The sequence below is a fragment of the Streptomyces sp. Root1310 genome (genome assembly GCF_001426425.1).
GTDB lineage: Bacteria > Actinomycetota > Actinomycetes > Streptomycetales > Streptomycetaceae > Streptomyces.
Map to the genome: position 1 here is coordinate 1 of NZ_LMEQ01000014.1, position 26,518 is coordinate 26,518.

Here is a 26,518-nt window from a genome sequence, read left to right on the forward strand (position 1 = left end):
CCGGGAGTCCGACGTCGCCTGAGTAATCCCATCGCCGTGGAAACGGCCGCGTGGGACCATCCGGCCATGCGTCTGATCGCCGATGCGGCCACACCCGTCACACGGATGGTGCTCATAAACGAACTCGAGACCGACGACGGATACGCCTTCGAGCTGCACAGCCCGCTGTTCTTGGCAGCCGGCGACCGGATCAGCTTCCAGGACGGCAACCTTGTCGTCGCTCGCTCGAGCGGCGAACGGCTCCGGCCCGTCGGCTCCTGGTCCACACGCTGCCATACCGGCTACCGCCACCCCACCGCCGCTTCGTGAACTCGATTCCCCGCAGGCGCCTCAACCACTGAGCACGTCACTTCGTACCCGACTGGGCACGTGACCCAGTACCCCGACATCGAGACTTCGCATCGACTCGGACGCCACCGTTGGACGATCGAACGGACAATGGCCTGGCTCGCCGGCTGCCGTCGGCTCCACCGCCGCTACGAGCGGAAAGCCGATCACTTCCTGGCCTTCACCAGCATTGCCTGCACCCTCATCTGCTACCGCCGGCTCGCCAGATGAGGCAGACCAAGCAACGTCAGAGCCTGCGCAAGCCCGCGCCCCACAGTGCAGAATCCTGCATGGCCTCGGCCCGGCTGTCTGCGCTCAATACTCTGCGCAGGAACTCCGTCATGCTGCAGTCAAAGCGCGTCCAGGTGTCATCGCCATGGCTGAAGAGCACCACCGGCCAGTTCTCGGGGTTGCCGCGGGTGAGCCAGCAGTACAGGTCGGCACTGCCATCCGCTCCCCAGGTCACCAGATCCTCGGCTGCTGCATTTATGCCGGTGGGTTCGGTGTCCACCCACGTGGCTCGCGTGTCCGCGGTGATGAACCCCATGCCGCCCTTCGGGGCGCCCGGCTCATCACAGGTCTCAGGAGTCACGGTGGCAGGCACCAGCACACCGAGATCGAGGTCTGACAGGCCACCACCGTAGTGCGCGAGGAACTCCTTGAAGTCCGATGGGAACACGAGCCCCCAGGCTCTTTGCACAGCCTCCCAGTCAACCATCACCCCCGCTCCGGCCGACGGCGGCATCAATCGGATCAGACCAGCGAGGCCAGCTCGGTCAATCATGTCCCTGCTCCGTTCGCCTCATCTGCAGGGACGACCTGTATCAGTACCCCTGTGCGTCAACCGGGACCGACACCTTTTCCGACCAAATGAGATGGCTTTTAAGTGTGCTGCGGTATCGCGCAGAACCGGTTCGATCTCGACGTTCACCGTCTGCTGCTCCTAGCTGATCGGACAAGAGTCGTACGGGCCTCTCATACCGTAGGACTCCCGTGCTCGTCGTCGAATCGAAGTCGTCATTCAGGGGCGCGACTACCGCGTTTCGGGGAGGCCTGTGCTGTACGGTCCGCCCCCATGGCTGAGGGCCGGCGAGGAACTGGCGCAGGGGCGCAACGGAGGAAGCCGCGAGGCTTGCTGCCCGTGTGGGATCCCGGCTGGCTCATGTCCGCTCGCCCGCGGCCGCCCGCCTGCTGACCGGGCTCGCGCCCCCCGGGTTACCTCGGACCAGCAGCCCGTCGCCCGGCCACAGGGCACGCCCGGCCTGCGCCCGGCCAGGTGCCGGCCGACCTCGGCCAGCACCTTGATCCGTTCGGCAGGCCCGTACGTCTGATACCGATCGTGGCCGGGTCACAGACCCTGACCTCGGTGTCCGGGCAGGCACACAGCAGGGCACGGGCGATGTCAGGCAGGCCGCACACAGGTCATGTCCAGCCCGCTCATGCACCTGCTGCCCCACGCGCTGCGACTGCCGATCTCCGTCCTCACCACCGAACAGTCCCCAGTCGGCTATCTCGGCGACGACCTGAGATCTCTCGGCTCGGGCGCAGCCGCGGCAGATGTACGCCGACTTCGACTGCTGCCGGACACAGAGGTCTACGCGCTGGGGGCCACGCTGTTGAGCAGAGCTTGTGTCTCCTGGTCGGTGGAGAACAGAACGGTGCCCTGCATGCCGCGGGTGAGGAGCACTTTGTAGGTGTTGCGGATCAGGTGCGCGAATTCGTGCTCGCCAGCGCGGGCTACGACGGTGTCCTTGCTGGCCTTCTTGTTGGCGACCCACACGCCGCCACGCCAGACGAGGTCGGGTCCGAAGATGACGCCGCTGTAGTCGTACTCAAAGCCCTGTGCGGTGTAGATGCAGCCCACCTGGCTAAACCCGGCTGGGTCGGTAGCCCAGAAATTCTTCGACGGGAAACCGCCGATGGAACGATCGCCCTGTACATTCCACGGCCGCTTCCACTGCCACTGGGACAAGTTCACGTCGTCGACGAGACCGACGAACTGCTTGTTGTCGTCGAGAACCGGTTCGCTCCAGGGCCAGCAGAACCCCGCCGTCATCCGCGCCTGGAGCCCTGCTTCCTGACGCGCCTTCAGGGCTGCCTCGAGTTCTTGCGGGCTCTGCGCGACGGTGACGGTGAAGAAGTCATCGCCGTCGAAGGGGACGGGACCACCCGGAGCCAGGCCCAGCAGACGCAGCACCCACTGTTCGTAGGCGCGGCTGCCGCCGCAGCGGAACTGCCCGTCCAGGTCCACGTGGCGCACTGTGAGGTTCTTGGCCTTCGCCGCGGCGTCGATCTCGTTGACGGTGCCCATCTCGCCGGGGCGGACGACCTGGTGCTCGTCCAGGAGGAATACCGGAACGCGGGCGGCATCCAGAAGCTCTTCGATCTGGCGGCGGCTGCTGCGCTTGTCCTTGGGAGTGAAGCGGTGGTTGGAGGACTCCCGGATGCGGTGGGCCTCGTCGCACACCAGGACGTCCAGGCCGTTCTTCTCCACGTGGCTGAAGTGGTTGAAGTAGCGAAACAGCTTCTGGACGCGGCCGCTGCCCCGGCCCGCGACCTTCTGCAAGGTCGAGGTGAACGACTTCGAGCCGGTTGCATGCACTGCGGTCAGGCCGCCTCGGTACAGCTCTCCCAGCACCTCCAGGGCGATGACGCTCTTGCCGGATCCGGGCCCGCCGGTCACGACGATGACTTCCTTGGAATCGGACTGCTTGGCCTTCCTCACCGCGCGCATCACCAGCGAGTAGGCCACCTGCTGCTCATTGAGCAGGTTGAACTGCGAGCGCTCCTTGATCTCCTCAGCCGCCACCTTCATCAGCTGCTTGCTGGGCGCGATCTGCTCCGGGTGCAGCGCATCGGCGGCGCCCGCGCCGGAGGCGGGGGCGAGACGTACGGAGAGGAAATCCTGGAACTTCCCCTTGCCGGACGCGGTGAACAACTGCCCGTAGGCGTCGGTGGGAAAGTCGAAGAGGGAGTCGACATCGAAGTCGGTGGCGTTGTGCAAGAACGCGGCGCCGCTGATGCGGTGTTCGTGGCCGTGCAGGGACCGGGTGAAGTCCGCGATGTGGTCGCAGTAGCGGCGCACCTGCGCGACCGGGTGCAGGCGGGCGGTGTTGCCCATACCCTCCACTGTCACCAGATCCTCGGCGTCCGGCACCGACCGTACGGCTGACCACTGCTTGAGTTCCACCACCACGTAGGACGGCTCGCCAGTCTCCGGGTGGGCGCCAGCCAGCAGAGCATCCACCCGGTAGCTGGACAGCGGCACCGGATACTCCACGAGGACCTCAACATCGCCCAGCCCGGCGTCGAGCAGGGTGTGGGCGAGAGCGGGAAGACTGTTGCCCCACGACCGCTTCTCACTCACCCCGGCCTCGAAGCCGTAGGTGAAACGAAATTGAGTCCCCAAGCTGTCCACAAGCGAGCCGACACTTGCCGCCTCAGCCAGAGCACGCGCAGACATACGCAGCAACGACACGAAACAAACCCCCGGGCAGCACGAAACACCGTGCGCGGGTGGGGGCATGTCCACTAACAGCAGAAGCCCGGCGGGCCGCGATAAACAGAGATCACTCTAGACCCCAGCGCTGACAGCAGTCGCGGTCTCCAGCGCAGTGCCTCGTCGGCCGGTGATCTCCGTTGTGCAGGTCTGCTGCTTCTACGGCGCGGGTGCGGGCTGAGGGAACGGCAGAAGGGCGGCCGGAGACGTCGTGTGGTCGAGGCCCCACGCCTGACGGATCGACCGCAGCAGGCGTCGTGCTGTGTGGGGCGAAACAGCGAGTTCCTGACGGGCCTCAGCAAGGAGTTGAGGCGTCCCTTCCGGCCCCCTGTTCGCGGCCATCTCGCTGCGCCTGGTGAAGCCCTCCGAGCCGAAGATGTCCAGGAGGGTGAGGGAGAAATAGGCGTATGCGGAGGCCTCGGCAACGAGGTGGGCAGTCTCCTCCGGCAGCTGGTTCGCATGGCCGGCAGCGGGACTGAGGTGCTGCATCCGTGAGAACCCTTCCAAGGCGGCACGGATGTCCAGGACAGAGACGGGTTCGAACTGCAGGCGGGCCATCAGGTCACGGAAGGAATCCAGGATCACGCTGGTGTCCTCGTCCCACTGCTGCTTGCTCAGCAGAACCCGGAATCCTGACAGTGTCTCCGACAGCTCCTCCAGGACGAGCCTGCGGGCGATGTCCGTCAGCTCGGCCGAACCCGTCGTCTCCTCGGTCTCCATGATCCTTCGGCCGTAGCGGACAAGGTCTCGCGGCAGCCCGCCCGAGAGGGCGTGTGCCAGCGCGACGTAGGGGGGCGATATCCCCGGAGCCCGCTTCTGCAGGATCTCTTCCGAGAGAGGCATGGTGGCGGCCTGAACGTACACCACGTCATCGAGCGAGCTGTCCGTCACGTCCCGGTGCGGCAGGCCTCGGCGCACGAAGGCCGAGCCCACGTCCTCGGCAACCGACACGATGTAATGGACGTGCCGGACCCCGAAGATCGCTTTGATCTCCCTGAGAAAGGCGAGAGCCTGCGCGTCGCTGCCGAGCCGGTCCAGCTCGTCGATGCAGATGAACGTGCGGTGGCCTGCCAGATGATTGTCGAGGGCGATGGCTCCGAGGATCTCCCTGAAATCGTTGACGAGCAGCGGAAAGTTGGGCGCCACTGTGGACAGCGACGAGGTGTGCGAGCTGCCGAGGCTCACCACCTGGGACAACCCCGACGTGCCCGTGGCAGCAGTGGTCTGCACGGTCTGCAGCCGGTAGAGCTGGGCACGGCACTCCGCCATGAGCCCGTGCTCCGAAGGCTTCCGCGTGCCGAACCCAATCTTGAGGACGAGGAAGCCGGCCAGGACCGATACGACGCGGATGGAGCTGTCCGGGTCGGAAAGGATCGCGCGCAGTTCGCTGCTCCGGTAGGCCACTGTCAGCATGCCCACAAGGGCCAGTGTCCTGAATGTCGCGAAGGTGAACGGCTTCGACACAGTGATCGGGCCCTTAACCCATGACCCGCTCGCGTCCGTGGGAGTCATCAAGCGGATCAAGCCGAGGGTCGCCATTACCCACATGAAGTGCCCGTTGGCGAAGAGCTCATCCACCTGGCGCGTCAGTTCCTCGTCGGACCACATTCCTGCCAGGGGCACGAAACATAAGATCAGCGTGCCCGTCACAGTGAGGACGATGCGGGCGCGACCGAGCAACGTTTTGAGGGCTGCGGTCCGCCGCCTACGCCATACCAAAAGGCCACCGACGATGAGCACCAGCCCGGCGGCCAGATTGTCGCCCCTCCAGATGGCAAGCACGAGCGAGCCCAGGCCGTCCTGAAGGCTGTGCGTCTGCTCGTAGAGGCCCTTTCCGTAGCGCGAGCGCAGAGTGCGCACGGTCGCGACCGATCCGAAGGCGATCAGCCCGCAGGCCAGTGCCGCATGTGTGAGCCATGAGATGCGCTTCCGCAGGTATCGGCCGAGGCTGTCGAAAGTCTTTCGTACGGTGGTCAGGCGCGTCAGGTTGGGGATCTCACCACCCGCACGCCAGATGTAGGCCTCGCACAGGTCGACAAACAGCGAGACCAGAAAATCGTGGGGAGTGAAGTTCGCGGGAGCTGCGGCGCGGACGGTGAAATCCTCGCTCTTGCCGCAGCGGGTCAGCAGCGTGGTCTTGCCCGCGCCCCGTGGCCCGCAGACGGCAATCGTCCCGCCAGCCATCTGCGCGATCTTCCGATCGAGCTTCTTGGCCGTCGCGCTGGCCACCACGTAGCGGGCACCGGTGGTTTCCCGCAGGCCGTCGTAGCTGTCGGCCATGAGGAGTTCTTCAGGATCGTCGCCCAGCAGGGCCTCGAGCACGAGGGGGACCAAAGGCCGCACACCGAGTCTCAGCTCGGTTTCCCATTCCTTGCCGCGGATTCGAACTCTGAGCGTCAGGAGCAACCTTGCCGGCAGTGCCGACGTCATCAGCGCGAAGGTGCTCAGGGTGCGTCTGGACACCGGATAGAGCAGTCCGGCGACCAGCCACACCGCCGCCAGCATCACAAGGGCGAGGGTTCCCAACGGGGCCGCCCCAGCAAACCGCCCGAGCGCGATGAGCACGGCCAGGACGAGGGGCCCTGCTGACCTCCAGCCCCATTGGAGGGTGCTTCCGCGCGATCGCTGCTGTTCTTGCGCGTTGCGCAACTTCAAAAGGAGCGACCGGTACTTCGTGAAGCTCTGTCCGGTTGCGTCGATCGCCCGGTTGGCGATCGACTCGCCGAGCAGGGCAGCACGCAGCGTCTCGGCAGTCGCAGCGGGCCGTTTCCCAAGCCGCCTGGAGATATCGGGCTCTTGCAGAAGGGCGTCGACGGCTTGTTCGTATAGCGCAGCTTCGGCGTTGTCGGACCAGACTGCGCCGACGAGCCGCTGCGGCCCGGAATGCTGCAGTGCCGACATGCACCCCCCATGGACTTGAGAGCTCGCATGTTAATGCGGTCGCCCCCAGCATGCGCGGCCTTCGAAACGTATGCTTCCCTTCCCTCAGCACGCGACCGCCGAGTTGGGCCCCGGAGCCGGGAAACCACCTCCACCGCCCGCGCGGTGATCTCCGGCAGGTGGTGTCCGTGGGCCGGGGGTCCGCTCGGCGGAACCGGGTGCGGCCGTGCCTCAGGCTCTGGCGTTTGATCTGGTGAACGCCGGTGGAGAATCCGGGTCCGGTGCCCGCAAGAGTGGTGAAGAAACCAGGTGAATCAGCCGTGTGCTCTTCGATTCGCCGGGCACCAGGAGCAACGGAGGTTGATAACTATGGTTCCCCTGCTTCTCGTTCTTCTGCTTGCTCTGATCCTCTTCGGCGCGGGCTTCGCGCTCAAGGCACTGTGGTGGATCGCCGTCATCGTGCTGGTTGTCTGGCTGCTGGGCTTTGTCATGCGCAGCGCGGACACCGGTGGCCGCAAGGGCCGCTGGTATCGCTGGTAAGCCAGCCAACTGCAGCCGGCCTGTGGGCCCCCGGGGACACCCGGGGGCCCACAGGCATGTCTCACTTCAGGACGTCCCTTCCGACAAACCGTGTAACCACCACCTTCCCGGGCACCAGACCCCATAGCTGGGGCCCGGTGAAGCAGCGGAACCTGCCCTCCAACCACCGGACCCCAGCCACATCCGCACCTCGCACGGCTGGCGCCTTTGCTCCTCACGAGGCGCGCCGGAAGACGGAAAGATCCAGTACACATTGGACATGTTCAAGATCAGCGCGCATCAGGGCGATGACCGTGGTGACGATGCCCGGCCGTCGCCCGTCCGCAGGACGTAGCCGGCTTCCGCCCAGGCCAGCTGCCGACCGACCTCGACCAGGACGTCGATGCGTTCGGCAGGCCCGTAGGCCTGATACCGCCCGGCCGCTGGGTCGTAGACCCGTATCTCGCTGTACGGGCCGGAGCAGACCAGGGCCCGGGCGATATGGGGCAGGCGCAGGCTGAGGGCATCGCATTCACGGTCTCGGATGAGCTGGAGCAGATCCGCGGTGACCGCTTCCCAGTCGCCGACCTCCGGCCAGCGCGTACCGCCGTCCAGTTCGTGGGTGAGCGTGGCAAGCGGCACGATCTCGCCTGGCTGGCGGCCGCGGGTGAGGCGGTCGTAGATGCGGGCGCCGTCGGGCTGCCGGACACGGGGGTGCAGCAGGGAGGCTGCGGGTACGAGCGAGGTGTTGATCTCCTGGGCGGCGGCCAGGTGGTAGGCCTCGTGGGCGAAGAGCAGGTACACGTCGCCGGTGGGCTGCTCGGAACCTTCGTGGGGCATGTTCGTTTCCTCCTTCGTCGGCTGGACGGGGGTCGTGTGGTCGGCTCAGGGCTGCGGCCATCGGCGGGGCCCGGGCGGATAGGGACCCAGAGGCGGCTGCCCGCCGAACCGGTCGTTGCGGACAGCAGCCACGTCGCCCTGCGTGGGCGGGGCGATCTGGCGGGTCTGGGCGGCGAGCCGCAGCATCAGCCGCTCCCGTGCGATGAGCTCGCTGGAGGCCGAGCGGGTGTCGTGGCGCTGGAGCAGGTCTGCGGTGTCGAACAGCTGGTGGTGGCCGATCTCGACGGCGCGCCGCACCTCGTGACGGTCGCTGCTGACGGCGGCCTGGACGACGCCGGTGTGCAGAGCGGCGAGGCGCTGAAGGTAGCGGCAGGCTGCTTCCGTCTCGACAATCCGGGCGCTCTCGCCGGCGCGGGCATCGAGCCGGTCAGGCAGGTGCTCCGCGAGCAGCGGGGCCAAGGCGGCCGCCGGCAGCACGATGCTGAGGGGTACGCCGTTTATGAGCGCAAGGGCGACCGCCATCAGGATGAAGGCCGTAACGACGATGGTGGCCGACCGTACGGTCACCGTGCCGAGACCAATCCAGTGTGCCGGTCGCCGGGCGAGCCAGCGCAGGGCCAGGCGCTGGGGCCGAGTCGCGATCGGGGTGAACACGGCGACCCGGTGCGGGTGTTCGGGCAGGCTGCCATCGGCCGGGACCGTCCAGTCGATCCATCCCCATCCCGTCCGCTCACGGAGCAGGACGGGTTCGCAGTTGGCCGCGCAATCGGAGCTGCAGCAGACGTGGCCGCCGCGCACGGCGCGGGAGCGTTTCCTCTCCCACCGCTTGGGCTGCTGCCCGAATGGGCTCAGCTGCTGAGCGATTCCGGTCGTCGGTGGTGTGTAGATGGTCATGGGGTGCTTCCTTTCAGCAGGTGGGTCGATGCGGTGGCGCAGATGGTGCAGCGGCCATCGCCCTGCGGGTGGGCTCGCCGGGGCGTCGGTCCGGGGCAGGTTCGGCACGACGGCCAGCCCAGGCAGGCCGGGCAGAGGTCTTCGCCGGGGGCGGTTGCGGGAACACCGCAGCCGGCGCATTCGACGAGCGCCCGGTAGGTCAGGGCCTCGGTCACCGTGTGTGCGGCAGAGGCGATGGGGGTCCGCTCGGCCGTCGGCCACCTGTGTGGTTCGTCTTCCCTCACGTCGCCGTGGTGGTGACGGCTGTCCAGCGTGGCGGGCGGCGGGTAGGCCTGAGCGGCCCGCAGGCGGGCGGCGATGATCGCGCCGAGCGTGGTGCGCACCGGGTGCGGCAGCGGCCGGTCGGTGATGACGTGGCGCAGCTGTTCGGCTCTCCAGCCGGCCTCCAGCATCACCGTGGCTACGCGGCCCTGATCGGTCAGCGCCTTCCCGGTCAGCAGGAGCTCCGGACGGCTCGCTCCGATCTTGAGCAGCAGCTGGATCCCCGGAGGCATCTCCTCCGCCGGGAGGGCAGATGGCGGGGACGCTGGTGCGTCGAGCTGGTCTGTCCCTTCGGGGGTGGGCGCGACGTTGCTCCGGTCGCGCGGAGGGACGGTGCTGGTCTTCTGCTTGTTGGTGTTCTTTCTGTTGGTGTTCTTTGTGGGGCGATTAGCCGATGTCGGGTTATCCACCGGTGGAAAACCCGACATCGGTTGCGACCTGCTGTTTTGCAGGCTGGGCAGGTCGGTGATGAAGTACGAGGCCGCGCCGAGGGTGCCGTCGGGGCGGCGCTCGCGTTCCCGTAGCAGGAAGCCGTGCATCTCCAGCTCCCTGAGGCCGCTTTTGACGGCCGCCTCACCGTCGCGGCTGTCGCGCGCCAGGTCCGTGACGCTCATCCGCCAACCGTCCCGATGTGTGCTGATGAGCCCGAAGATTCCCTGGGCTTTGAAGGAGAGCCTCGGGTCGCGGAACAGGTCGTTGGCGATTTGAGTGAAACGGTCCGCCGCCATCACCCCACGCCGGATCCCCGCCCCGAAGCCGGGCAGCACCTCACCCGCCGGCGCGGGGGCGAACGCCGGACCAGCCGCCGCGGCAACGTCGGCGTCGACGGGAGCGGGGCGGTCCGTAATCGCGTACACGATTTCACCGAGCGTCCCGTCGTCGCCCCTCAGCTGTTCGCGGATGAGGTAGCCGTGCAGCTGCAGTTCTCTCAGGCCGCCGCGCACGGCGTCGCGTCCGTCGGGTCCGGCGCGCACGAGGTCGGCGACCGTCACGTGCCAGCCGGCGCGGTGGGTGCTGATGTGCCCGAAGATTCCCTTCGCCTTGAAGGAGATCGTGGGGTCGCGGAACAGGCCGTTGGCGATCTGGGTGAACTGGTCCGCCGCCATCGCCCCACGGCGGATCCCCGTCCCGAAGCGGCTCATCGAGCTTCCTCGCGCGCCAGGTGCGCGCGGCTGCCGATGCTCTGGAGCGGGCGGGCGGGAGCGTGGTGGCCGGGCCCGCTGTGTGAGGTGACATGGGCGAGATCCATTCGGTCAGCTCACCCGGCGCCCCCGACCACGCTGACGGCCACAGCCCCCGACCATCGGTCACGTTCTGGCAACATGCGCACCGCGCTGGTGTGGTCGGGCTCATGGTCGGGCCGACCACGCCCTGTCCCTGGTGCCGGCCGAGGGATGCACAGTGGCGGTTGCCGCAGCGGCAGCGGGGCTCATTGCACAGGCGGCTGCGCAACGGTTTGCGGGTCCTGCGCATTCGGCATGTGCAGTCGACTGCGCACAGCGGACAGGGGCCGTCGAGTTGGTCTGCGCACTCGGCCAAGTCGTACGCAACCGCCTTGCGCGGCCTGCTTCCTGGAGCCGACGCGGGCTCGGTCCTTCGGCGGCTTTTCCCTCTGGGTCTGCTGGGCTCAAGGGGCCAGTTCCCCGCCCCGGCCGTCTTCACGGCGATGTTCGGTTCAGGCGTGCCCGAGCACTGTCTGGGGCCATGGTCGGGGCTGTGGTCGGGCCGACCATGACCCCGACCGAGGGCTCTGTGTCCCCATCGTGACCGTGGTCGGGGGTTCATGGTCGGTGGTCGGGTCGGGGTCGGCGGGTTTTCTCAAGGTCGGCAAGTACACGTTCTGACCTGGGAGTTTGACCATGTCCCCTGGCAAGCAGGCCGCGGAGAGCGACATAGCTCCCCCGATGGCCGCAGGCGCCCGGCTGGAGAGGATGAGGCGGCGCGTGCGCCTGTCGCGCCTGGCCCTGTTCACCGCGATCGCGGCCGGCCCCGTCGCCCTGGGCGTCGCGGTCGTGTCCGGCCCGACCACCGTCGCGGCCACCCCCTCGGACAAGCCGACCCCCGTGCGCACCGCGGCCGCCGCGGCCGACCCGGCGGGCTATGCGCAGGTGTTCGTCGACGTGTGGTTGCGTAGCAGTGCCGATGCGGACAGTGCGCAAGCGCGGCTTGCGCAGTCCCTCGCTCCGGACGTCGATCTGCCGGACCCGGTCGCCGGGGCGCAGCCGAAGCCGGCAACGGTGACCGCTGTGCGCAGTGCGCAGCAAGGGGGCGGCGAGTGGGCGGTGACCGTGGCTGCGCAATACGTTGACGGACGCCTGCGCTACTTCGTCGTCCCCATGAGTGCCGACGCGAGCGGCGCCTCGTTCACCGTGCGCGGCGCCCCCGCGGTAGTGGCCGGCCCGGCGCGCGCCGCGGTGGGCGAGTCGCCGTACGGCGTGAGCGTGGCGCCGGACGGCGATCTGTCCTTGGCCCTCGGCGAGTTCTTCGGCGCGTACCTGACGGGGGCAGGACAGGTGGACCGCTACCTCGCACCCGGGGTGACTCTGGCGGCGGTCTCCCCCGCCCCCTACGTCGCGGTCTCCGTCCAGCAGGTGTCCGCCGTCGAGGAGGCTGCGGCCGCCGAGCAGGTGCCGGCCGACGGCGCGAAGGTGCGTGTCCTTGTCCAAGTGGAGGCCCGGGATGCCGACGGCCGGTGGCCGCTCGCCTACGAGCTCGCGCTGCTGGCCCGCTCGGGCCGGTGGGAAGTCGCGGGCCTGGAGTCCGGGACTGCTCAGGGCGGTGCGCGGTGAACGCGGTGCACAGCCTGATGCTCGCCGGGCAGCTGGACGACCTCGGCAACTCGTGGATCACCATGTTCAAGAACTGGGCGGCCAAGGGGCTTCAGGCCGGTCTGCTGGTCCTCGTCGTCGTCACCATGATCCAGAAATTCTCGCTGAAGGCGGGGATCGGCGCCCTGCTGCTCATGGTGATCGCGCTGGGTCTGTACAACTCGCGCGACAGCCTCGCGGACATGTTCGAGGACGAGGTCAAGAACCCCTCCCAGGGCGCACCCGCTGTCCCGGGCATCGTCCAGTCCGAGCTCCCGGCCTCCCGCGTGCACTCGCCCGGCGCCGGGGGCTGGCTGTGACCGCGGCCGCCGGCCGGGTGGGCCGCTTCTACACCTCCGCGCGTCGCCATCCCTGGGTGCTGGGGAAAGTTGCCGACTGGAAGATCCCGCTCGGCCCGTACACCCCCGTACAGATCGGGGTCGCCGTCGTCGGCGGTTTCCTGCTCATCAAGACCATCGGCTGGTGGTCGTGGATGGGGCCGGTCCCGCCCGTGGCCTGGCTGCTGACGATCTGGGCGGTGCGCCGGCCGAAGATCGGGGGGCGTGCCCCGCTGCAGGCGGCCCTGGGCTGGGTGCTGCTTACCTGGCAGCCCCGCGGAGGGCGGATCGGAGGGCGGGCCGCCCGCGACCGCCGGTCTCGTCCCCTGCTCGGCGCTTTCACGATCGAGGACACGCCCGCGCTCGCCGCGGCGGCCACACCATCCCGTGCGGCTGTGCAGCGTGTGCCCCGGGCACCGCACCCGAGCCCGGCCCGGAGCCGGGTATTCACGCGCCACCGCACGCAGCCGGCGGCTCCCGCAGCGCCGTTGCGTGCGGTGTCGGGTGTGCAGCAGCTGCTCGCGCTGGCCGGGCAGGCCGGGGGTGCGCGGTGAGGGTTCCGGTCCGTCACATCGCCGGACACCTGGTGTGGTCAACGCAGGGCAGCGTGTGGGCGCTCTACCGACTGCACCCCGGCCCGGACGCGCAGGGACGGCGTGAGGAGACCGTCCAGGGCACCTACGTCCCAGGCCCTGTTCGTGACGAACAGCTCGCCAGGACCACCCACCTGGTGCGGTCGCTGTCCGGTGCGCCGCGCCTGTTCGGGCTGTGCGCGCAGGTCGACCCCGGCGAGATCGCTCTGCGCATGATCGAGGGCATCGAGCCGGCCGAGCAGGCACCAGGTGCGGGCCGGCACCCGTGGGTGGAGAACGTCGAAGCCGCCCTCAATCTGCTGGACGACCAGGAGATGCACCGCCGCACCCTGTGGCTGGCGGTGCCGCTGCAGACCGAGAGCGCCGGACTCCAGGTATCGGCGTCCCTCGGCGCGGCGTGGGCCGAACTGTCCCCGATGCTGGGCATGCGTCCGGCGCCCGTGGCACGGCGCGAGGTGAGTGCCTACCGCGAGCAGGCCTCCCGGGCGGAGGCCGCCCTCGCCGGCGGCATCGCCTTCCGCCCCGCCCGCCCGGCGGAGATCGTGTGGATGATCCAGCACGCCCTGCACCGCGGCCTGGCAGAGCCGTTGCTGGCCGAGGCCGAGAACAGCGAGCTGTACGGCGGGAGCATCCGGAACGGTGTGCTGCGCTCCCCCAGTTACGCCGACCTCGGCCAGGTCCGCCTTGAGGAGGGTGGTGTCGGCCCCGAACTCGACGACGTCGACGAGCTCACCAACGCGGGCCAGCTCACGCGGTCGGGGCGCAAGGCGTGGTGGCGGCTGAGCACGGGCTCGCCGCTGGGGAGGCGCTGGCTGCAGATCGAGACGGACGCCGGGGTGGGCTACCAGGCGCAGTTGGCGCTGGCCGAGTGCCCGCCCGCCGTCAGCCAGGATGGCGCGGATCTGTTCGCCCAGCTGGAGCTGCTCGACTTCCCCGTCGACTACACCGTCGACCTCACACTCGTGCCCGCGGAGAAGGCCCGCGCCCAGGTGCGGCGAAAGAAGAACGAACTCATCGACCAAGCGGACCAGTACGACGCCCGCCCCACCGGTATGCCCGCCTCCCTGACCGACGCCGCCCGCGACCTGGGCGAGCTGGACGCCCGCCTGTCCCGCACCAGCGTGGAGGTCGAGGTCCAGTCGGTGACGGTCCTGACCGTGTGGGGGCCGACCGCAGCCGTGTGCGACAACCGTGCCCGGGCCCTGGCCGCGCTGCTCGGCGGCGCCGACTACCGGGCCGTGCGTCCCGCCGGGCTGCAAGAAACCCTGTTCACCCTCGGGCTGCCCGCTACCGCGCGGCCCGGTGTGGTGCGGGAGTTCACTCAGCACCAGATCAGTGAGGACTGGGCGTTGGGTGGGGCCTTCACCGCCGCAGAGGTCGGCGACCCGAATGGGATGTTCCTCGGCATCGACCTGGACAGCGGCACCACCCGCCCCGTGATGATCAATGTCGCAGACGCGCCCAAGGTGGACGCGTCGGCCTCGATGGGCATCGTCGGTGATCTCGGGGCGGGCAAGAGCGTGTTGCAGAAGCTGATCGCGGAGGCGGTGTGGGCGCGCGGTGGTTGCGCGATCTGCATCGACCGCACCCCCGTTCGCGAGTGGGCCACCTTCGCCCGGACCGCGGCGAAGGGCCGCGTCCAGATCATCGACGCCGCCCGGGCTGAGGTGTCCATAGACCCGCTGCGGATGTTCGACGGGCCCGAGGGACGCCACTACGCCCTGTCTTATCTCACTCTGCAGCTCGGCATCGGACCGATGAGTACCAACGGCGAGGTCCTGCACCACGCCGTGGAGCAGGCTGCCGTCGGCCCGGAGCCGTCCATGCACCGCGTCCTTCAGGTCCTCGAGGAGATGGCCACGCGCGAGACGGGCAAGCGGCAGGACGCCGCCGCCACCCTCGCCGGCCTCATCCGCGTCGTCGCCACCAACTCCCTGGCTCGGATGGTCTTCGACCCGACGCTGGCGCCGGTCCGGCTGGACGCCTCCAGCAGCACCGACATGATCGTGATCACGACGACCGGTCTGAAATTGCCGCCGAAGGCCGCGTTCGCCAATCCGGAGGTCCTGCACCAGCAGCCGCTGGAGGCACTGATCGGCCGCGCGGTCCTCTACCTGATCGCGGCGATCGCCCGTCAGACCGCGTTCGAGGAACCCGAGCGGTTCACCGCCGTGGTCCTGGACGAGTTGTACTGGCTGACGTCTTCGGCCGAGGGCACCGCCTTGGTCCACGAGATCCTCCACGACGGTCGCAAGCACGGCGCCGGTCTGATCGCCGGGTCGCACGACGCCGAGGAACTCGGCCCCGACCGCGGGCTGATGGCCTACCGCGCGCTCGCCCGCACCGCGGACCGCGAACGCGCCTGCCGGGGACTTCAGTTCCTCGGTCTCGACCCGAACGACGGCGAGCTGCTGCGGCTGGTGACCACCGGCCTGTCCCCCGTGGGACAACGCGGCCGCGAAGGCGAGTTCCTCATCGCGTGCCCGCGGCAGAACACCGGCCGCATCAAGGTCGTCATCCCCCGCATCGAGCGGATCTCCTCCTCCATCACCACCACACCGGGACGCCGCACCACCACACCGGGCCCCCGCACCGCCGCGCCCGGGTCCGCGCCGCTCGCCGGCGCAGCCACAGGCGACCGTCCAAAGGACCTCCCATGACCTCTTATCCACCCAGCCGTTCTCGGCGCCCCGTCGCAACCGCGAGCGCTCTCACGGTGATCACCGTCGCTATCGGCGTACTCGTCTGGGCGCTCGGGGCGAGTCTGTCGGAGACCTGGTGGCCGCGCACCGGACAGGCCTTTGCCTCCGACGCCGCCGAGGTGCCCGCGGACTCGTGCGATCGGATAGCGGGTCCGGCCAAGGCGTACTGCGAGCGCGGCCGCCACGCCACGAGCGCCCAGGACGGCGGTGACACCGCCGCCGCATGGAAGCTGCTGCCGGCCGCGACGGCGGTTGGCGCGCTCGTGCTCTGGCGGCGCCGGATGCCTACGAGGCAAGGGCGGGCTTGAGATGTTCTCCAGACCGCGGCACGCTGCGCTCGGCCGGCACTGTCGTGCTGCTCACCGGTGTCTTCGTCATGGTGAACAGCCAGGTCGTGTACGCGGCCGCCAGCAGTGAGACCGGAGACCTGCTCGCCCCTTTGAACATCTACTCGTCCGAGGGTGTACCGATCGACGGGTACGACCTGAACGCTTCAGGCGGTTCCATCGTCGCCTTCAAGACGCAGGCCCTCGCCTTCGCTCTGTCCGGGCTGTTCACCCTGATCCGGCTGCTGGTCGGCCTGGCCGGGTGGGCGATCGAGGTCGCCTTCCGCTTCCCGCTGCTGAAGATCCTCACCCGCCCGGCGCAGAAGGTCGCCGACACCTACGACCGTCTGGTCGTCGACACCCTCGGGCTGAAGGGTCTGCTGCTCGCGTGGGCGTTCGTCTTCGCCGGGTTCATGATCGTGCGCGGGCGGGTCGGGCGTGGTCTGGGCGAAATCTTCCTCACCCTGCTCATCGGGGCATTCGCCGCCTCGGCTCTCATCCGCCCCGACACCCTGCTCTCCCAGGACGGGCCGCTGGGACAGTCCCAGCAGGTGGCCGCCGAGGTCGCCCAGCGATCCGTCAACTCCTACGACTGGGGCGGCAAACTCGCCAGCTACGACCCCTGCGCGGGCATGGCCGGCAACGCCGAGATCAAGTGCGAGGAACAGGAGAGCAAGGGGCCGGTCTCCTCAACCGAAGTGGCCCGTCCCATCCAGGACTCGATCACCAACGCCCTGATCGTCAAGCCGTACATGCTCCTGCAGTACGGACGCATCCTCGACCCGGCCAAGCCCGCCGACCGCAAGGCCTACGCCATTCACCTGAAATGGATCACCGGCGGATACAAGGTAGGCAGCGCCAAGGTCACCGACAAGGGCAAGAAGGCGTGCAGCAAGATTCACGGCCCGGCCAGGCAGTACTGCGAGCGGGGCTACATCGAGGGCGTCACGAACGCTGACGGCAGCGGCGACGGCCTGCCGGCTTTGACTCCCGGCGGTGAGCTGCTGGACACCACCAACGCGCTCGTCACCGACGAAGACCGCGAATTCGACGCCTTCCTCGCGGACATGAAACGAGCCGGCGAGGTCGGCAAGTCCTGCGCCGCCTACGCCGAGAAACCCACCTGGTGGCGGGTCGGCGGAGCTGGGCTGCTGCTGATCGCCGCGCTGTTCATCTGCGGCATGCTGCTCTCCTCGGCGATCGTGCTGCTCGGCACCCAGGGCATCTGCGCCGCCGCAGCGGCCGTCGGCGGCGTCACCTTCATCGCGGGCATGCTGCCCGGACCCGCGCGCCAGAGCGTGTGGAAGTGGCTGTCCCTGTGGGGCATCGCGGTCCTGGCCGTCGTCGGGATCTGCGCGTTCATCCCGTTCTTCGGCATCGCCATCGACGCGACCATCACCGATGGGCCGGACCTGATGGTGGAGCGGATCCTGCTCATCGACGTCCTCGCCATCGCCGGCGCGGCCGGGCACCGCCGCCTGCTGACCGGGATCCCCTCCTTCGGCCGGCGCATGGCCATGCGCATGCGCTACGCCAAGGTCGGCGGCACCCACCTGCCCGGCGACACCTCCGAGCTCGGCGCCGCGCTCGCCATGAACTCCCCTACCGCGCTCGGCAGTTACGGCGGAGGCTTGCGCGCCTTCACCGGCGGCGGTGGCGGCCGGTTCGGGCTGCTCGGTACCCGCCATCGCCTGATGGGCGCACTGACGTCGCTGTTCGACGGGGCGGGCATGCCGGTCGATACCGGTCGCGTCCTGGCCGACGCAGGCGCTGAAGCAAGGCGTGGGCTCGCCCCGCTCACCGCAGCGGCCGCCGTGGGCGCAGCAGGTGTGCAGCTCGGGGCGAAGGGCTCCCACTGGCTGCTCATCGGCCGACGGCCGGACAACGAGCAGTTGGCCAAGTGGCGCAAGCCCACAGCTGACGGCGACCCGAAGGAAGGCGGCCCGACCGACAGCCCAGACGGCGGTGGTTCGGGAGGCGGAGGCCCGCGCCGTCCTGGCGGACCGCCCGACCGCTACCGCGACGAGGACGGCCAGGTCATCGACCACCGTACGGAACAGGTACTGCACGACCAGAACACCGACCGCACGCTGCTGTCGACGCGCGCCCACAACCGTCTGGTGCGCTTTCGCGGATACCGCATCCTCAACCGGGGCGGCCGCACCACGTACGGGGCGACGGTCGGTCTCCCGGCCACTGTCAGCCGGGCCCGCGCGGGAGGCTCGCGCTACTCCCAGGACGCCCGCCAGCAGGTGCGGGTGTGGGGCAATACCGTCCGCGAGGACGCCCACGCCTGGGCCGACGCGGGCCGGCAGGCCGCCCGTTCAGGCCCCTTCCGCAGCCGCCGCCTCCCGGCAGCACCGACGGCAGCCCCCTCCCCGCGGCCGAACCCGGTCCAGCCGACGGCACGCACCGGCAGCCCCGCCGGCCGTCCCGGGCCAGCCTCCGCTCGGCCGACCGCGCCGACATCTGCGGCCGGAGGCAACGCAACGCCGACGGGCACGCCGACGTCCCCGAACCGGCTCGCGGGCGGCAGCGCCACGCGCCCGGCGAGCCCTGCGCCGAACAGGACGGGCCCGGCCCTTCCCGGCGCAGGGAGTTCCCGCAACACACCGCGCGAGGAGGCGCGGGCCCGGATGCGGGACCTGCTGCGGCACAACGGGCCCGCGGAAGAACCGCAACGCCAGGCAGATCGGCTGCGCGAGATGCGGGCGCAGTGGCAGGCCGAGGACGGTGAGGACCAGTGAGGGCGCCTGGGCGCCGCCTGGGGCGGTGGGGATGCGTGATGGTGCTGCTGCTGTTCACCGCCGTGTGCTGCGCGGCTCCTGTCTCGAACGCGATCAGCGCGTACGTCGCGCTGCAGACCGGGCTCCAGGACAACGGCGGGATCGCAGACGGCGGCACCGCAGCAGACATCCCCGCGCGGATGCTGACCGCCTACAAGAAGGCAGCCGCGCAGGTGGGGAAGTACCGGCCCGAGTGCCGGGGCATGCGCTGGCCGGTCCTGGCCGCGATCGCCAAGGTCGAGTCGAATCACGCCTTCGGCCGCAACGTCGCCGCAGGCGGAGACATCCGTCCGAAGATCTACGGGGTGCTCCTCAACGGCTCCGGTGCCGGCCAGAACACCGCTGTCTTCCCGGACACCGACGGCGGCAAGTGGGACGCCACCGCCAGCGGGGAGCGCGCGGTCGGCCCTTTCCAGTTCCTGCCGTCCACCTGGGAGGGCGTCGGCGAGGACGCGAACGGGGACAAGGCGGCCGACCCGCACAACGCCGACGACGCAGCCCTCGGCGCCGCTATCTACCTGTGCGGCAACGGAAGGGACTTGACCAAGCGAGCCCAGCTCGAGGCCGCGATCCTCCAGTACAACCACTCGGGTGAGTACGCGGCGAACGTGCTGGGCTGGATCGACCAGTACACGGCGGCCGCGCAGGACCCGGACCTGACGAACGTGCCGGGAAAGGTCCGCACGGTACTCGAGGCGGCGCTCTCTCAGCGCGGTGTGCCGTACTCGTGGGGCGGCGGCAACGCGAGCGGCACGTCGTACGGCATCTGCTGCTCACCCAGCGGCAAAAGCGGCGCGAGTATCAAGGGCTTCGACTGCTCGGGGCTGACCGTGTACGCCTACGCACAGGCCGGCATCCGCCTGCCGCGCACCGCAGCCGCGCAGGCCGGTGTCGGCCGGCGCATCCCCGCCGGTCTCGGCACTGGCGCGCTCAAGGCCGGTGACCTCGTCTTCTACGCCGACGCTCCGGGCCGGGACGCGACGATCTATCACGTCGGGATCTACCTCGGCAGCGGGCAGATGATCAACGCCCCCAGGCCGGGTGCCGTGGTCCGCCTGAACGCGGTCAGCGCGATGCCGGGATACGCGGGAGGGGCCCGGCTGCTATGACCCGCTCCCCGGCGCGTTCGCCGCGCCTGCTGCTGATCGCCACCATGGTCCTGGCCGGTGCCGGGGGGATCCTGCTGACGGTGCCGCAGACGCCGAGAACCCCCGCAATCACAGCACCACCGCGCGCGCCCGCCCCTACGACGCACCCCACGGCAACCGCTCCAAGCAACCGCACTGCGCAGGCCGGCACACCCGCGCAGGCCACGGCCTCCACCGCATCGTCGACGCAGTCGGCCAGCGCGTCCGCGCTGCCGCCGCACGGTGAGGGCGTGGCCGGCGATGCCGCCATCCAGAAGTCGTTGGAGGATGCGTGGCCCGCCGACCTTGCCGCCGACGACGAGCACACACTCCTCGCGGCCGGCCGTGGCCTGCTGCGGGCGGACGCCACAGGGGTCGGCCGCGCCGAATGGCCCGCACTCTTCAGCGACCCGGACCAGGCGATCGCACCGGCGTTCTCCACCACCCGCTTCCGTATCCAGGCCGCCATCGCCCGCCTCGACGGCAGCCCGAACCAGGCGGTGGTGCACCTGGTGTGGGCAGGCACGGACCGCGGCGGCACCTACACCGACCGACGCATCACCGACTGGCACTTCACCCGCACTTCAACGAAAGGAACGTCCCCATGGACGCCTCAGCCCCGCACCTGACCGACCGGACGGATGACACGGCGGCCAGTCAGGTCCTCGGTCTGCTGGCCAGCCTGGCCAACGCTGCCGACTGGGTAATCACCTGCTGGTACGTGCCCATGGCAGCCGCCCTCGTCGTCTGGGGGATTGGCAAGATGGTGGTGCGCCGTCTGGCACGGAAGGCCTCGGCCGAGCGGATGGCACTGGAACTCGTGCCGACGAGGCACTTCGACCCCGGCCTCGAGGAGATCTTCCGCCGCGGAGTCCAGCTTGCCCGGGCCTCGACGAGCATGCCGTGGTGGGCGCCGCGAAGGACAAAGGCGGTGCAGATCCGGCTGCGCGCCGACGGCTCCAGCCCGTTGCGCTACCGGATCGAAGGCCCAGCCGGCGGCGAACGCCTCCTGTCGATCACGCCCTTCGGGCCGGCCGTCACCGTGAAACGGGCCCGTCCCCTCGCCGACAAGCCGCGCAAGCATGTGGTGCGGGCGGAATTCATCCTGCGCGGCAAGCCCACAGCTCCCCTGCGTGACGTGCCACTGGACCCGGACCCGTTGCAGCCGCTGATCGATGCCGTCTGCGACCTGCGCGCGGAGCTGGGCGACCTGGCCGAAGTACGGCTCGACATCCAGCGCGCCCCCAAGTGGACGCTGCGGGCGCGCCGTGTGCAGCTGATGGCGGACGCCCGGCGCCGGGAGCGGCGTGAAGCACAGCGGGCCGCCAGATGGATACGCCACGATGCAGGCGGCGTCGAGGACTCGCTGGCCTGGCATGTGCAGCAGCTGGTCGGCGGCAAGCAGAACGGGGGCGGGCGCCGTCTGGTCATGCCGCCCGTCCCACGCCGCGTCGACCCCCAGGAGGCGCTCGGCAAGCTCGCCGAGGACGATCACCTGGTCCGCGTGCAACTGCTCGTGATGTGTGCCTCGAACACCGAAGGGCGAGCCGAGGCCCGGCTCGGCCAGCTCCAGGCCGCCTTCGACGTTTTCGGCGGCGGATCACGGTGGGCGATGCGCGGCTGGCTCGTAGGCCCGTGGCGGTTCGGATCCGACCGCTGGCCCAGCCGGCGCGCCTTCGAGCGCCGCTGGAATCTCAGGCACTGCCAGCCGCCCCGCCCGAACTGGGTGCGCCTGGAAGAGCTCACCGGCCTGCTCAAGCCGCCCACGGTGCACTGCCGGCTGCCGCTGCTCCCCGCAGACCTGCCGACCTTCGAATTCGGCAACCCCGAGCTGCTGCTGCAAGGCATCTACCGGGCCCCCGGCGGCCGCCAGCGCCTGGTCGCCACCTACGCCACAGAGACGCTGTTCGAAGTCGGGGTGGGCAAAGCAGGCGGCGGCAAGACCGAACGCGCGCTGGCCCAGGCGATCGGCTGGGCCCATGCCGGAGGCGGGCTGATGTTCGTCGACCCGCACCGCGACTCCTGGCCCCGCGCCCTGCCGTTCCTGGCCCATGACACGCTGATGCAGCGGATCGCGCTCATCGACCTGAACGCCCACGGGCCGGCGCCACAGCTGAGTTCATGGAACCCGCTCGGCATGCACCAGGACCAGGTGGCGCACGAGGTCGCCGAGGCCACCGCAGACGCCTTCGCCTCCGCGCTCGGCTGGGACGACGCCAGCGCACCGCGCGCGCTGACCATCCTCACCGCGGCCCTGGCGGTGCTGGTGGCCATCAACGAGACAGCGTGCCGGGCCGGACGGCCCGAGGACCAAAGCACCGTCTTCCACGTGCGGGCGCTGCTCACCGACCCCGCCTTCCGCACTGCGGCGCTCGCCGCGGTGGAGGGGCGCCTCGACGAAGAGACCCGTTCCTGGTGGCAGACGATGTTCCCGGTCCTGCCCGCCGACTCCTTCGCCGTGGTCCTCAACCCGCTCGCCCGCCTCGCCGCCAACCCCGTCACCCGCGCCTTCCTCGGCCAGCCGGCCGGCGTCTACAACATCCGCGCCGCGATGGACTCGAAGATGATCGTGTGGGTGTGCCCGGGCGGCAACGGACCCACCGACCGGCTGATCACCGCGCTCCTCGCCCGCGACCTGCTGCGTGCCGTGCGCTCCCGCCGCGACACCCCCGAAGCCCAACGAGCGCCGTTCCGCCCCTACTTCGACGAGCTCATCACCCTCACCGGCGCAGCCCCGGAAACGATCGCCGCCATGTTCGAAGACTTCCGCAAATACCGCGTACACGTCCACGGCATGACCCAGCTCCTGGCCCGTCTGCCCGCCCCCGTGCGCCTGTCCCTGGTGCAGAACGCCTCCACCCTCGCCTCGAGCGCCGGCTCTCAGTCCGCCATCGCCGCGATCACCGCCGAATGGGGCGAGCACCCCAGCCCCGCCCTCGTCGCCGCCCTCGACCGCTACGAGCACTACATCTCGCTGACCGTCAACGGCCGACGCACCGGCCCAGTCCAGATCACCGGCCCTCACCTCGATGAGGTCTTCGCCGACTACGCCCGCCCCCGCCAGACGGCAGCCCTGGAACGCGCGGCCCAGGCCAAAGCCGGCGCCGCCCCGCTGCACCAACTCACAGCCCAGGCGGCCGGCCAACTCGCCCGCGTGAGCGGCTTCCTCGCCCAGCACATCCCCGCCACCCCCGCCGCCCGGACACAGAAGGGATACCAGTGACCACTCCCGCCACACCTGCACGCGCCCGGCACACCCCCAGCCCCGCAGAACCGCTCCCCCACCAGCTCCTGACCGCACTCGCCCAACACCGCATGGCCACCACCAGCCAACTCCACACCCTGCTGCGCCCCCACGCCAGCCGCCAGGCCATCTCCCGCCCCCTCAACACGCTGCGCCGCCACCACCTGCTCGGATACACCGTGCTGCCCCAGTCCAACGGAACCCGCGCCTGGTACCTCACCGGCGAAGGCGCCCGCCTCACACGCGACTTCCCCGCGCTGCGCGGCCGCCCCCCGTACCCGATCACCACCGCCACGGCCGCCTCACTGAAAACACCCCACACGCTGACCGTTGTCCGCGCCCACCTGGCCTTCGTCACCGACGCCCGCCGTCGCGGCGACGAACACGGCCCTCTCGACTGGACCCCCGAGGTCTCCCACCCACTCGGCGACGGCGACCGCGTCATCGCCGACGCGGTCCTGCACTACACCCTCACTGGCGACGGCCACCGCACGAAGCTGCGGGCGTTCGCCGAGATCGACCGGACCACCATGGGCAGCGAACGCCTCGCCTCCAAACTGATCGAGTACGCACGCCTGTGGTCGTACCAGTCCCAGCCCGCCGGCCGCCGCCCCAGACCGCAGACTGCCACCGGCCCGGCATGGCTGCGCTGGTACCCCGTCTTCCCCCGCGTGCTGTTCATCCTGACCGGAGCCTCCCAGCGCGTCCTGAACAACCGCATCAGCGACCTGCAGGCCATGACCGCCCAGCACCCACTCGTCAACGCCCTCGCCCGGCAGGTACCGCTGGGCGCGGCAGTCCTGGACGACCTCGAACTCCATGGCCCCACCAGCGATGTGTGGATGCCCTTAACCGGCGGCACATCGCGGCCATGGACCCAGCTGTGACGCCAGCGGGTTGGTGCAGCCGAATGTCGCAGCCCTGCAACGACCCACCAAACCACTCGACATTCACACAAGCGAACAAGTAATTTACTTGTGCACATCACTAGGGATCCTCAACTCGCCCTAATCAAAAGCAGACTGGAGGCGCGCACGAGATGGAGTCGACAGACAACTCGATTCACCAGAGCGAAGATCCATGGCACTACACACCGTCCACTCCGACCCGGTCCGCCAGCCGCGTCGGGGACGCCTGGGTATTGCAGGGGGTCGGGAACTACGAACTGGAAGACCTCAACGCACTCCGTCACAAGTTCCCCCGCCGGCGCGTCACCCTCGACGGGGACGTGATCACCGTTTGGCCATCCTTCACCGAGCTTGACCCCGGCCCGGTACACCCCGCACACGGAACGGGGGCGGCCGGTCCGTTTTCCGCATCCCATTCCGGCCACATCGCGCCAGCCGCCCCGACAGCCCCACGAGTCCCATCATGTCTCAGCCAGGCGCCCCACCTAGAAAGCTGCCAACCAGGGACCGCCTGAGCACCACACGAAATCATCTCAAACCGGCTCGCGACGCAGATGCGCCGAGCAGCGACGGCCGGACACCGCAACGCATCGCACACCTCCACTTCACAGCCAAAAACACAACGCACCAAGCAGGCCGACGAACAAACACTCGAAACCGGCCGCAGGCATATGCGTAACTTGCCGTCACGCAATGCATCACCACAGCCGGTCAGGCCGTGGTTGTGGACCGCCTCTGCACGGAGTCCAAAGCAGCGGTCGAACCGGATCGCGTCGAACGGGGAGACAAGATGACAGGAGCACCAGGACGCCCGCGGGCGCTCACAACCAGTCGCATAGGCAAGCATGTTTTTTTGCTACTGATCGCGACTGGTCTGACAACGCTGCCTGCATGCAGCAACGATGCCGAAGACTCTGCCGATTCTTCGACAAGTCCCTCGGCCACGGCAAGCAAGCCCTCCCCCGCCACACCGCCTTCCAGCGTCGATGCCCAGGCAGCTGAGAAGACAGCTGTCTTGGACACCTACGCCCTTTTCTGGGACGAGCAGGCTAAGGCGTACGCCAAGGGCGACACCGCTGGAACCTCCTTGGCCCAGTACGCAGCTGGTGAGGCCCTGTCCAGCACTCAGGACGATCTCAAAGACCTACATACCAAAGGGATCGTGACAACCGGCGCCCCCACCCACACCACCACGGTCTTCAGTCTCGAGCCGGGCAAGAAGGTTCCCTCCGCGAAGCTGACGGACTGCCTGGACAGCACCAATTGGAAGTTCATCTACCGAAAGTCCGGCAAGCCAGTCGAGATGCCACAGAGCCGGCTCATTCGCTACGTGACGAAGATCAACGCGGAGAAGTGGGGGAAGCAGTGGAAGATCGTAGACGTCACGCCGGAACAGCGCGCTTGCTAACTCACTTATGTGTCGGCCTGACGGCGGCGATGGTGGTATCGCTGATATCGGCATCGCAGGCCCTCTCGGCCACGCCTTCAGGCGGGGGCTGCGGCGCGGCCGGCAAGTGGGTAATTTGCGAGGTCGACGATGATGCGGCCACGTCAGGATCGAATTCCCAGGCTTCCGATTCCGGCAGCGGAAGCGCGAGCAGCAAGCCCCTGTGCACGGTTAAGAAGCTGGACCCTCAGCCCCCCGAGGGCAGCATGTACTGGAAGGGCAAGTCGCCAAAAGACGGCGGCGCAGTGTACGAACGCTCCTGCCTGACCGGGCCAGGCACAACTCTGGTGTACACGTACTTCGTGGCCGATGACGCCGCGAACATCCCTGCTGTGGATCCCGCTGTCGTGGCACGGCAGGCAGTCGCCAAGATGCAACTCTCCGGCCCGGACATCGCGAGTCCCCGGGCGAACGGCAAGTACGTCGTGGGTGTCCCGATGTGGATGTGGGTGAACACGAACCCCACTACCTTCGGCCCCAACTCTGCCAGCGCCACTGCCGGCGGCGTGACGGTGATCGCGACCGCGAGGGTTACAAAAATCGTCTGGTCGATGGGCGACGGATCCGCTGTGACATGTAACGGCGCAGGTACGCCCTACGCGGCCTCCGCCGGCATGCAGGAGTCCCCCACCTGCGGCCACACCTACGCCCGTACCTCGGCATCTCGGGCTGGCGGCAGGTACGCCGTGACCGCGACCTCGACTTGGACGGTGGACTGGCAGGTCAATGGCGGTGGAGAGAGCGGACTGCTCGTCGAGACCCGCCAGTCCCAGATGCCGGTGGCGATCGGCGAAGTGCAGGTTGTCAGGTGAGTCGCCGGAAGGGACAGAGCGTTGAGTAGGACCAAAGAGCCAGTTGGCTCAGCAAGGGCGGCAAATGGAGGCCCTCCGCCAGGACAGGTGGCCGGCCCGGTGGCTCCGCCCCATGTGTCGGCTCGCAGACGTCGACCAGGTGTCATCG

20 protein-coding genes and 1 pseudogene are annotated in these 26,518 nt (G+C 69.1%); 15 read left to right on the plus strand and 6 right to left on the minus strand.

The annotated features are described in order from the left end of the window. On the plus strand, positions 1-309 hold a 309-nt coding region (locus ASD48_RS23330), incomplete at its 5' end, for a hypothetical protein (protein ID WP_206780417.1). A gap of 78 nt (positions 310-387) precedes the next feature. Next, positions 388-558, plus strand: a pseudogene (locus ASD48_RS23335) (transposase); the annotation flags it as partial. A 16-nt stretch (positions 559-574) separates the two neighbouring features. On the opposite strand, the gene ASD48_RS23340 reads toward ASD48_RS23335, so the two are convergent. The 3 genes from ASD48_RS23340 to ASD48_RS23350 all read right to left on the minus strand — a co-directional run bounded on the left by ASD48_RS23340 (position 575) and on the right by ASD48_RS23350 (position 6,727). Further along, on the minus strand, positions 575-1,111 hold the full coding sequence (locus ASD48_RS23340) for an SMI1/KNR4 family protein (RefSeq protein ID WP_057603639.1): 537 nt from the start codon (positions 1,109-1,111) through the stop codon (positions 575-577). Between the two features lie 810 nt (positions 1,112-1,921). Next, positions 1,922-3,790, minus strand: coding sequence for a DUF2075 domain-containing protein (locus tag ASD48_RS23345; RefSeq protein ID WP_079073936.1), 1,869 nt, complete (start codon positions 3,788-3,790; stop codon positions 1,922-1,924). Between the two features lie 195 nt (positions 3,791-3,985). Beyond that, complete coding sequence (locus ASD48_RS23350; RefSeq protein ID WP_057603641.1) at positions 3,986-6,727, minus strand: hypothetical protein; 2,742 nt, start codon at positions 6,725-6,727, stop codon at positions 3,986-3,988. Positions 6,728-7,075: 348 nt separating this feature from the next. Here ASD48_RS23350 and ASD48_RS23355 point away from each other — a divergent pair, with 348 nt between their 5' ends. Beyond that, positions 7,076-7,246 carry a DUF5670 family protein gene (locus tag ASD48_RS23355; RefSeq protein ID WP_030933194.1) on the plus strand — a complete coding sequence of 57 codons (171 nt, stop codon included), beginning with the start codon at positions 7,076-7,078 and terminating at the stop codon, positions 7,244-7,246. A 279-nt stretch (positions 7,247-7,525) separates the two neighbouring features. Here the strand turns inward: ASD48_RS23355 and ASD48_RS23360 are convergent, their stop codons facing one another. From ASD48_RS23360 to ASD48_RS23370, 3 genes are read right to left on the minus strand one after another with little or no spacing between them, the layout of a single operon-like run. Further along, a complete protein-coding gene (locus tag ASD48_RS23360; protein WP_057603642.1) occupies positions 7,526-8,065 on the minus strand; it encodes a hypothetical protein in 540 nt (179 codons plus the stop codon). Positions 8,066-8,110: 45 nt separating this feature from the next. Further along, complete coding sequence (locus tag ASD48_RS23365; protein ID WP_057603643.1) at positions 8,111-8,959, minus strand: hypothetical protein; 849 nt, start codon at positions 8,957-8,959, stop codon at positions 8,111-8,113. Next, entirely contained in the window at positions 8,956-10,422 is a 1,467-nt protein-coding gene (locus ASD48_RS23370) for a hypothetical protein (protein ID WP_057603644.1), read from the minus strand. Before ASD48_RS23370 ends, ASD48_RS23365 begins: the two co-directional genes overlap by 4 nt. 717 nt (positions 10,423-11,139) lie before the next feature. On the opposite strand from ASD48_RS23370, the gene ASD48_RS23375 reads away from it, so the two are divergent. The 12 genes from ASD48_RS23375 to ASD48_RS45380 all read left to right on the plus strand — a co-directional run bounded on the left by ASD48_RS23375 (position 11,140) and on the right by ASD48_RS45380 (position 26,370). Beyond that, the gene (locus ASD48_RS23375; protein ID WP_057603645.1) at positions 11,140-12,069 is read left to right on the plus strand and encodes a conjugal transfer protein; all 930 of its coding nucleotides are present in this window, start codon (positions 11,140-11,142) and stop codon (positions 12,067-12,069) included. Continuing rightward, a complete protein-coding gene (locus tag ASD48_RS23380; RefSeq protein WP_057603646.1) occupies positions 12,066-12,407 on the plus strand; it encodes a hypothetical protein in 342 nt (113 codons plus the stop codon). Before ASD48_RS23375 ends, ASD48_RS23380 begins: the two co-directional genes overlap by 4 nt. After that, positions 12,404-12,979, plus strand: a complete 576-nt coding sequence (locus ASD48_RS23385; protein WP_057603647.1) for a hypothetical protein — start codon at positions 12,404-12,406, stop codon at positions 12,977-12,979. Before ASD48_RS23380 ends, ASD48_RS23385 begins: the two co-directional genes overlap by 4 nt. Beyond that, on the plus strand, positions 12,976-15,678 hold the full coding sequence (locus ASD48_RS23390) for an ATP-binding protein (RefSeq protein WP_057603648.1): 2,703 nt from the start codon (positions 12,976-12,978) through the stop codon (positions 15,676-15,678). Before ASD48_RS23385 ends, ASD48_RS23390 begins: the two co-directional genes overlap by 4 nt. A gap of 56 nt (positions 15,679-15,734) precedes the next feature. Then, on the plus strand, positions 15,735-16,028 hold the full coding sequence (locus ASD48_RS23395; protein ID WP_242432697.1) for a hypothetical protein: 294 nt from the start codon (positions 15,735-15,737) through the stop codon (positions 16,026-16,028). A gap of 68 nt (positions 16,029-16,096) precedes the next feature. Beyond that, entirely contained in the window at positions 16,097-18,793 is a 2,697-nt protein-coding gene (locus tag ASD48_RS23400) for a hypothetical protein (protein ID WP_242432699.1), read from the plus strand. 38 nt (positions 18,794-18,831) lie between these two features. Next, positions 18,832-19,941, plus strand: coding sequence for a bifunctional lytic transglycosylase/C40 family peptidase (locus ASD48_RS23405; protein WP_057603651.1), 1,110 nt, complete (start codon positions 18,832-18,834; stop codon positions 19,939-19,941). Further along, positions 19,938-20,588 carry a hypothetical protein gene (locus tag ASD48_RS23410; RefSeq protein WP_057603652.1) on the plus strand — a complete coding sequence of 217 codons (651 nt, stop codon included), beginning with the start codon at positions 19,938-19,940 and terminating at the stop codon, positions 20,586-20,588. Before ASD48_RS23405 ends, ASD48_RS23410 begins: the two co-directional genes overlap by 4 nt. Next, a complete protein-coding gene (locus ASD48_RS23415; RefSeq protein WP_057603653.1) occupies positions 20,564-23,182 on the plus strand; it encodes a hypothetical protein in 2,619 nt (872 codons plus the stop codon). The genes ASD48_RS23410 and ASD48_RS23415 overlap by 25 nt, the downstream gene beginning before the upstream one ends. Beyond that, complete coding sequence (locus ASD48_RS23420; protein WP_057603654.1) at positions 23,179-24,090, plus strand: replication-relaxation family protein; 912 nt, start codon at positions 23,179-23,181, stop codon at positions 24,088-24,090. The genes ASD48_RS23415 and ASD48_RS23420 overlap by 4 nt, the downstream gene beginning before the upstream one ends. A 1,036-nt stretch (positions 24,091-25,126) precedes the next feature. Further along, positions 25,127-25,519, plus strand: a complete 393-nt coding sequence (locus ASD48_RS23425; RefSeq protein WP_057603655.1) for a hypothetical protein — start codon at positions 25,127-25,129, stop codon at positions 25,517-25,519. A 29-nt stretch (positions 25,520-25,548) separates the two neighbouring features. Next, the gene (locus tag ASD48_RS45380) at positions 25,549-26,370 is read left to right on the plus strand and encodes an ATP/GTP-binding protein (protein WP_242432698.1); all 822 of its coding nucleotides are present in this window, start codon (positions 25,549-25,551) and stop codon (positions 26,368-26,370) included. Positions 26,371-26,518 lie beyond the last annotated feature (148 nt).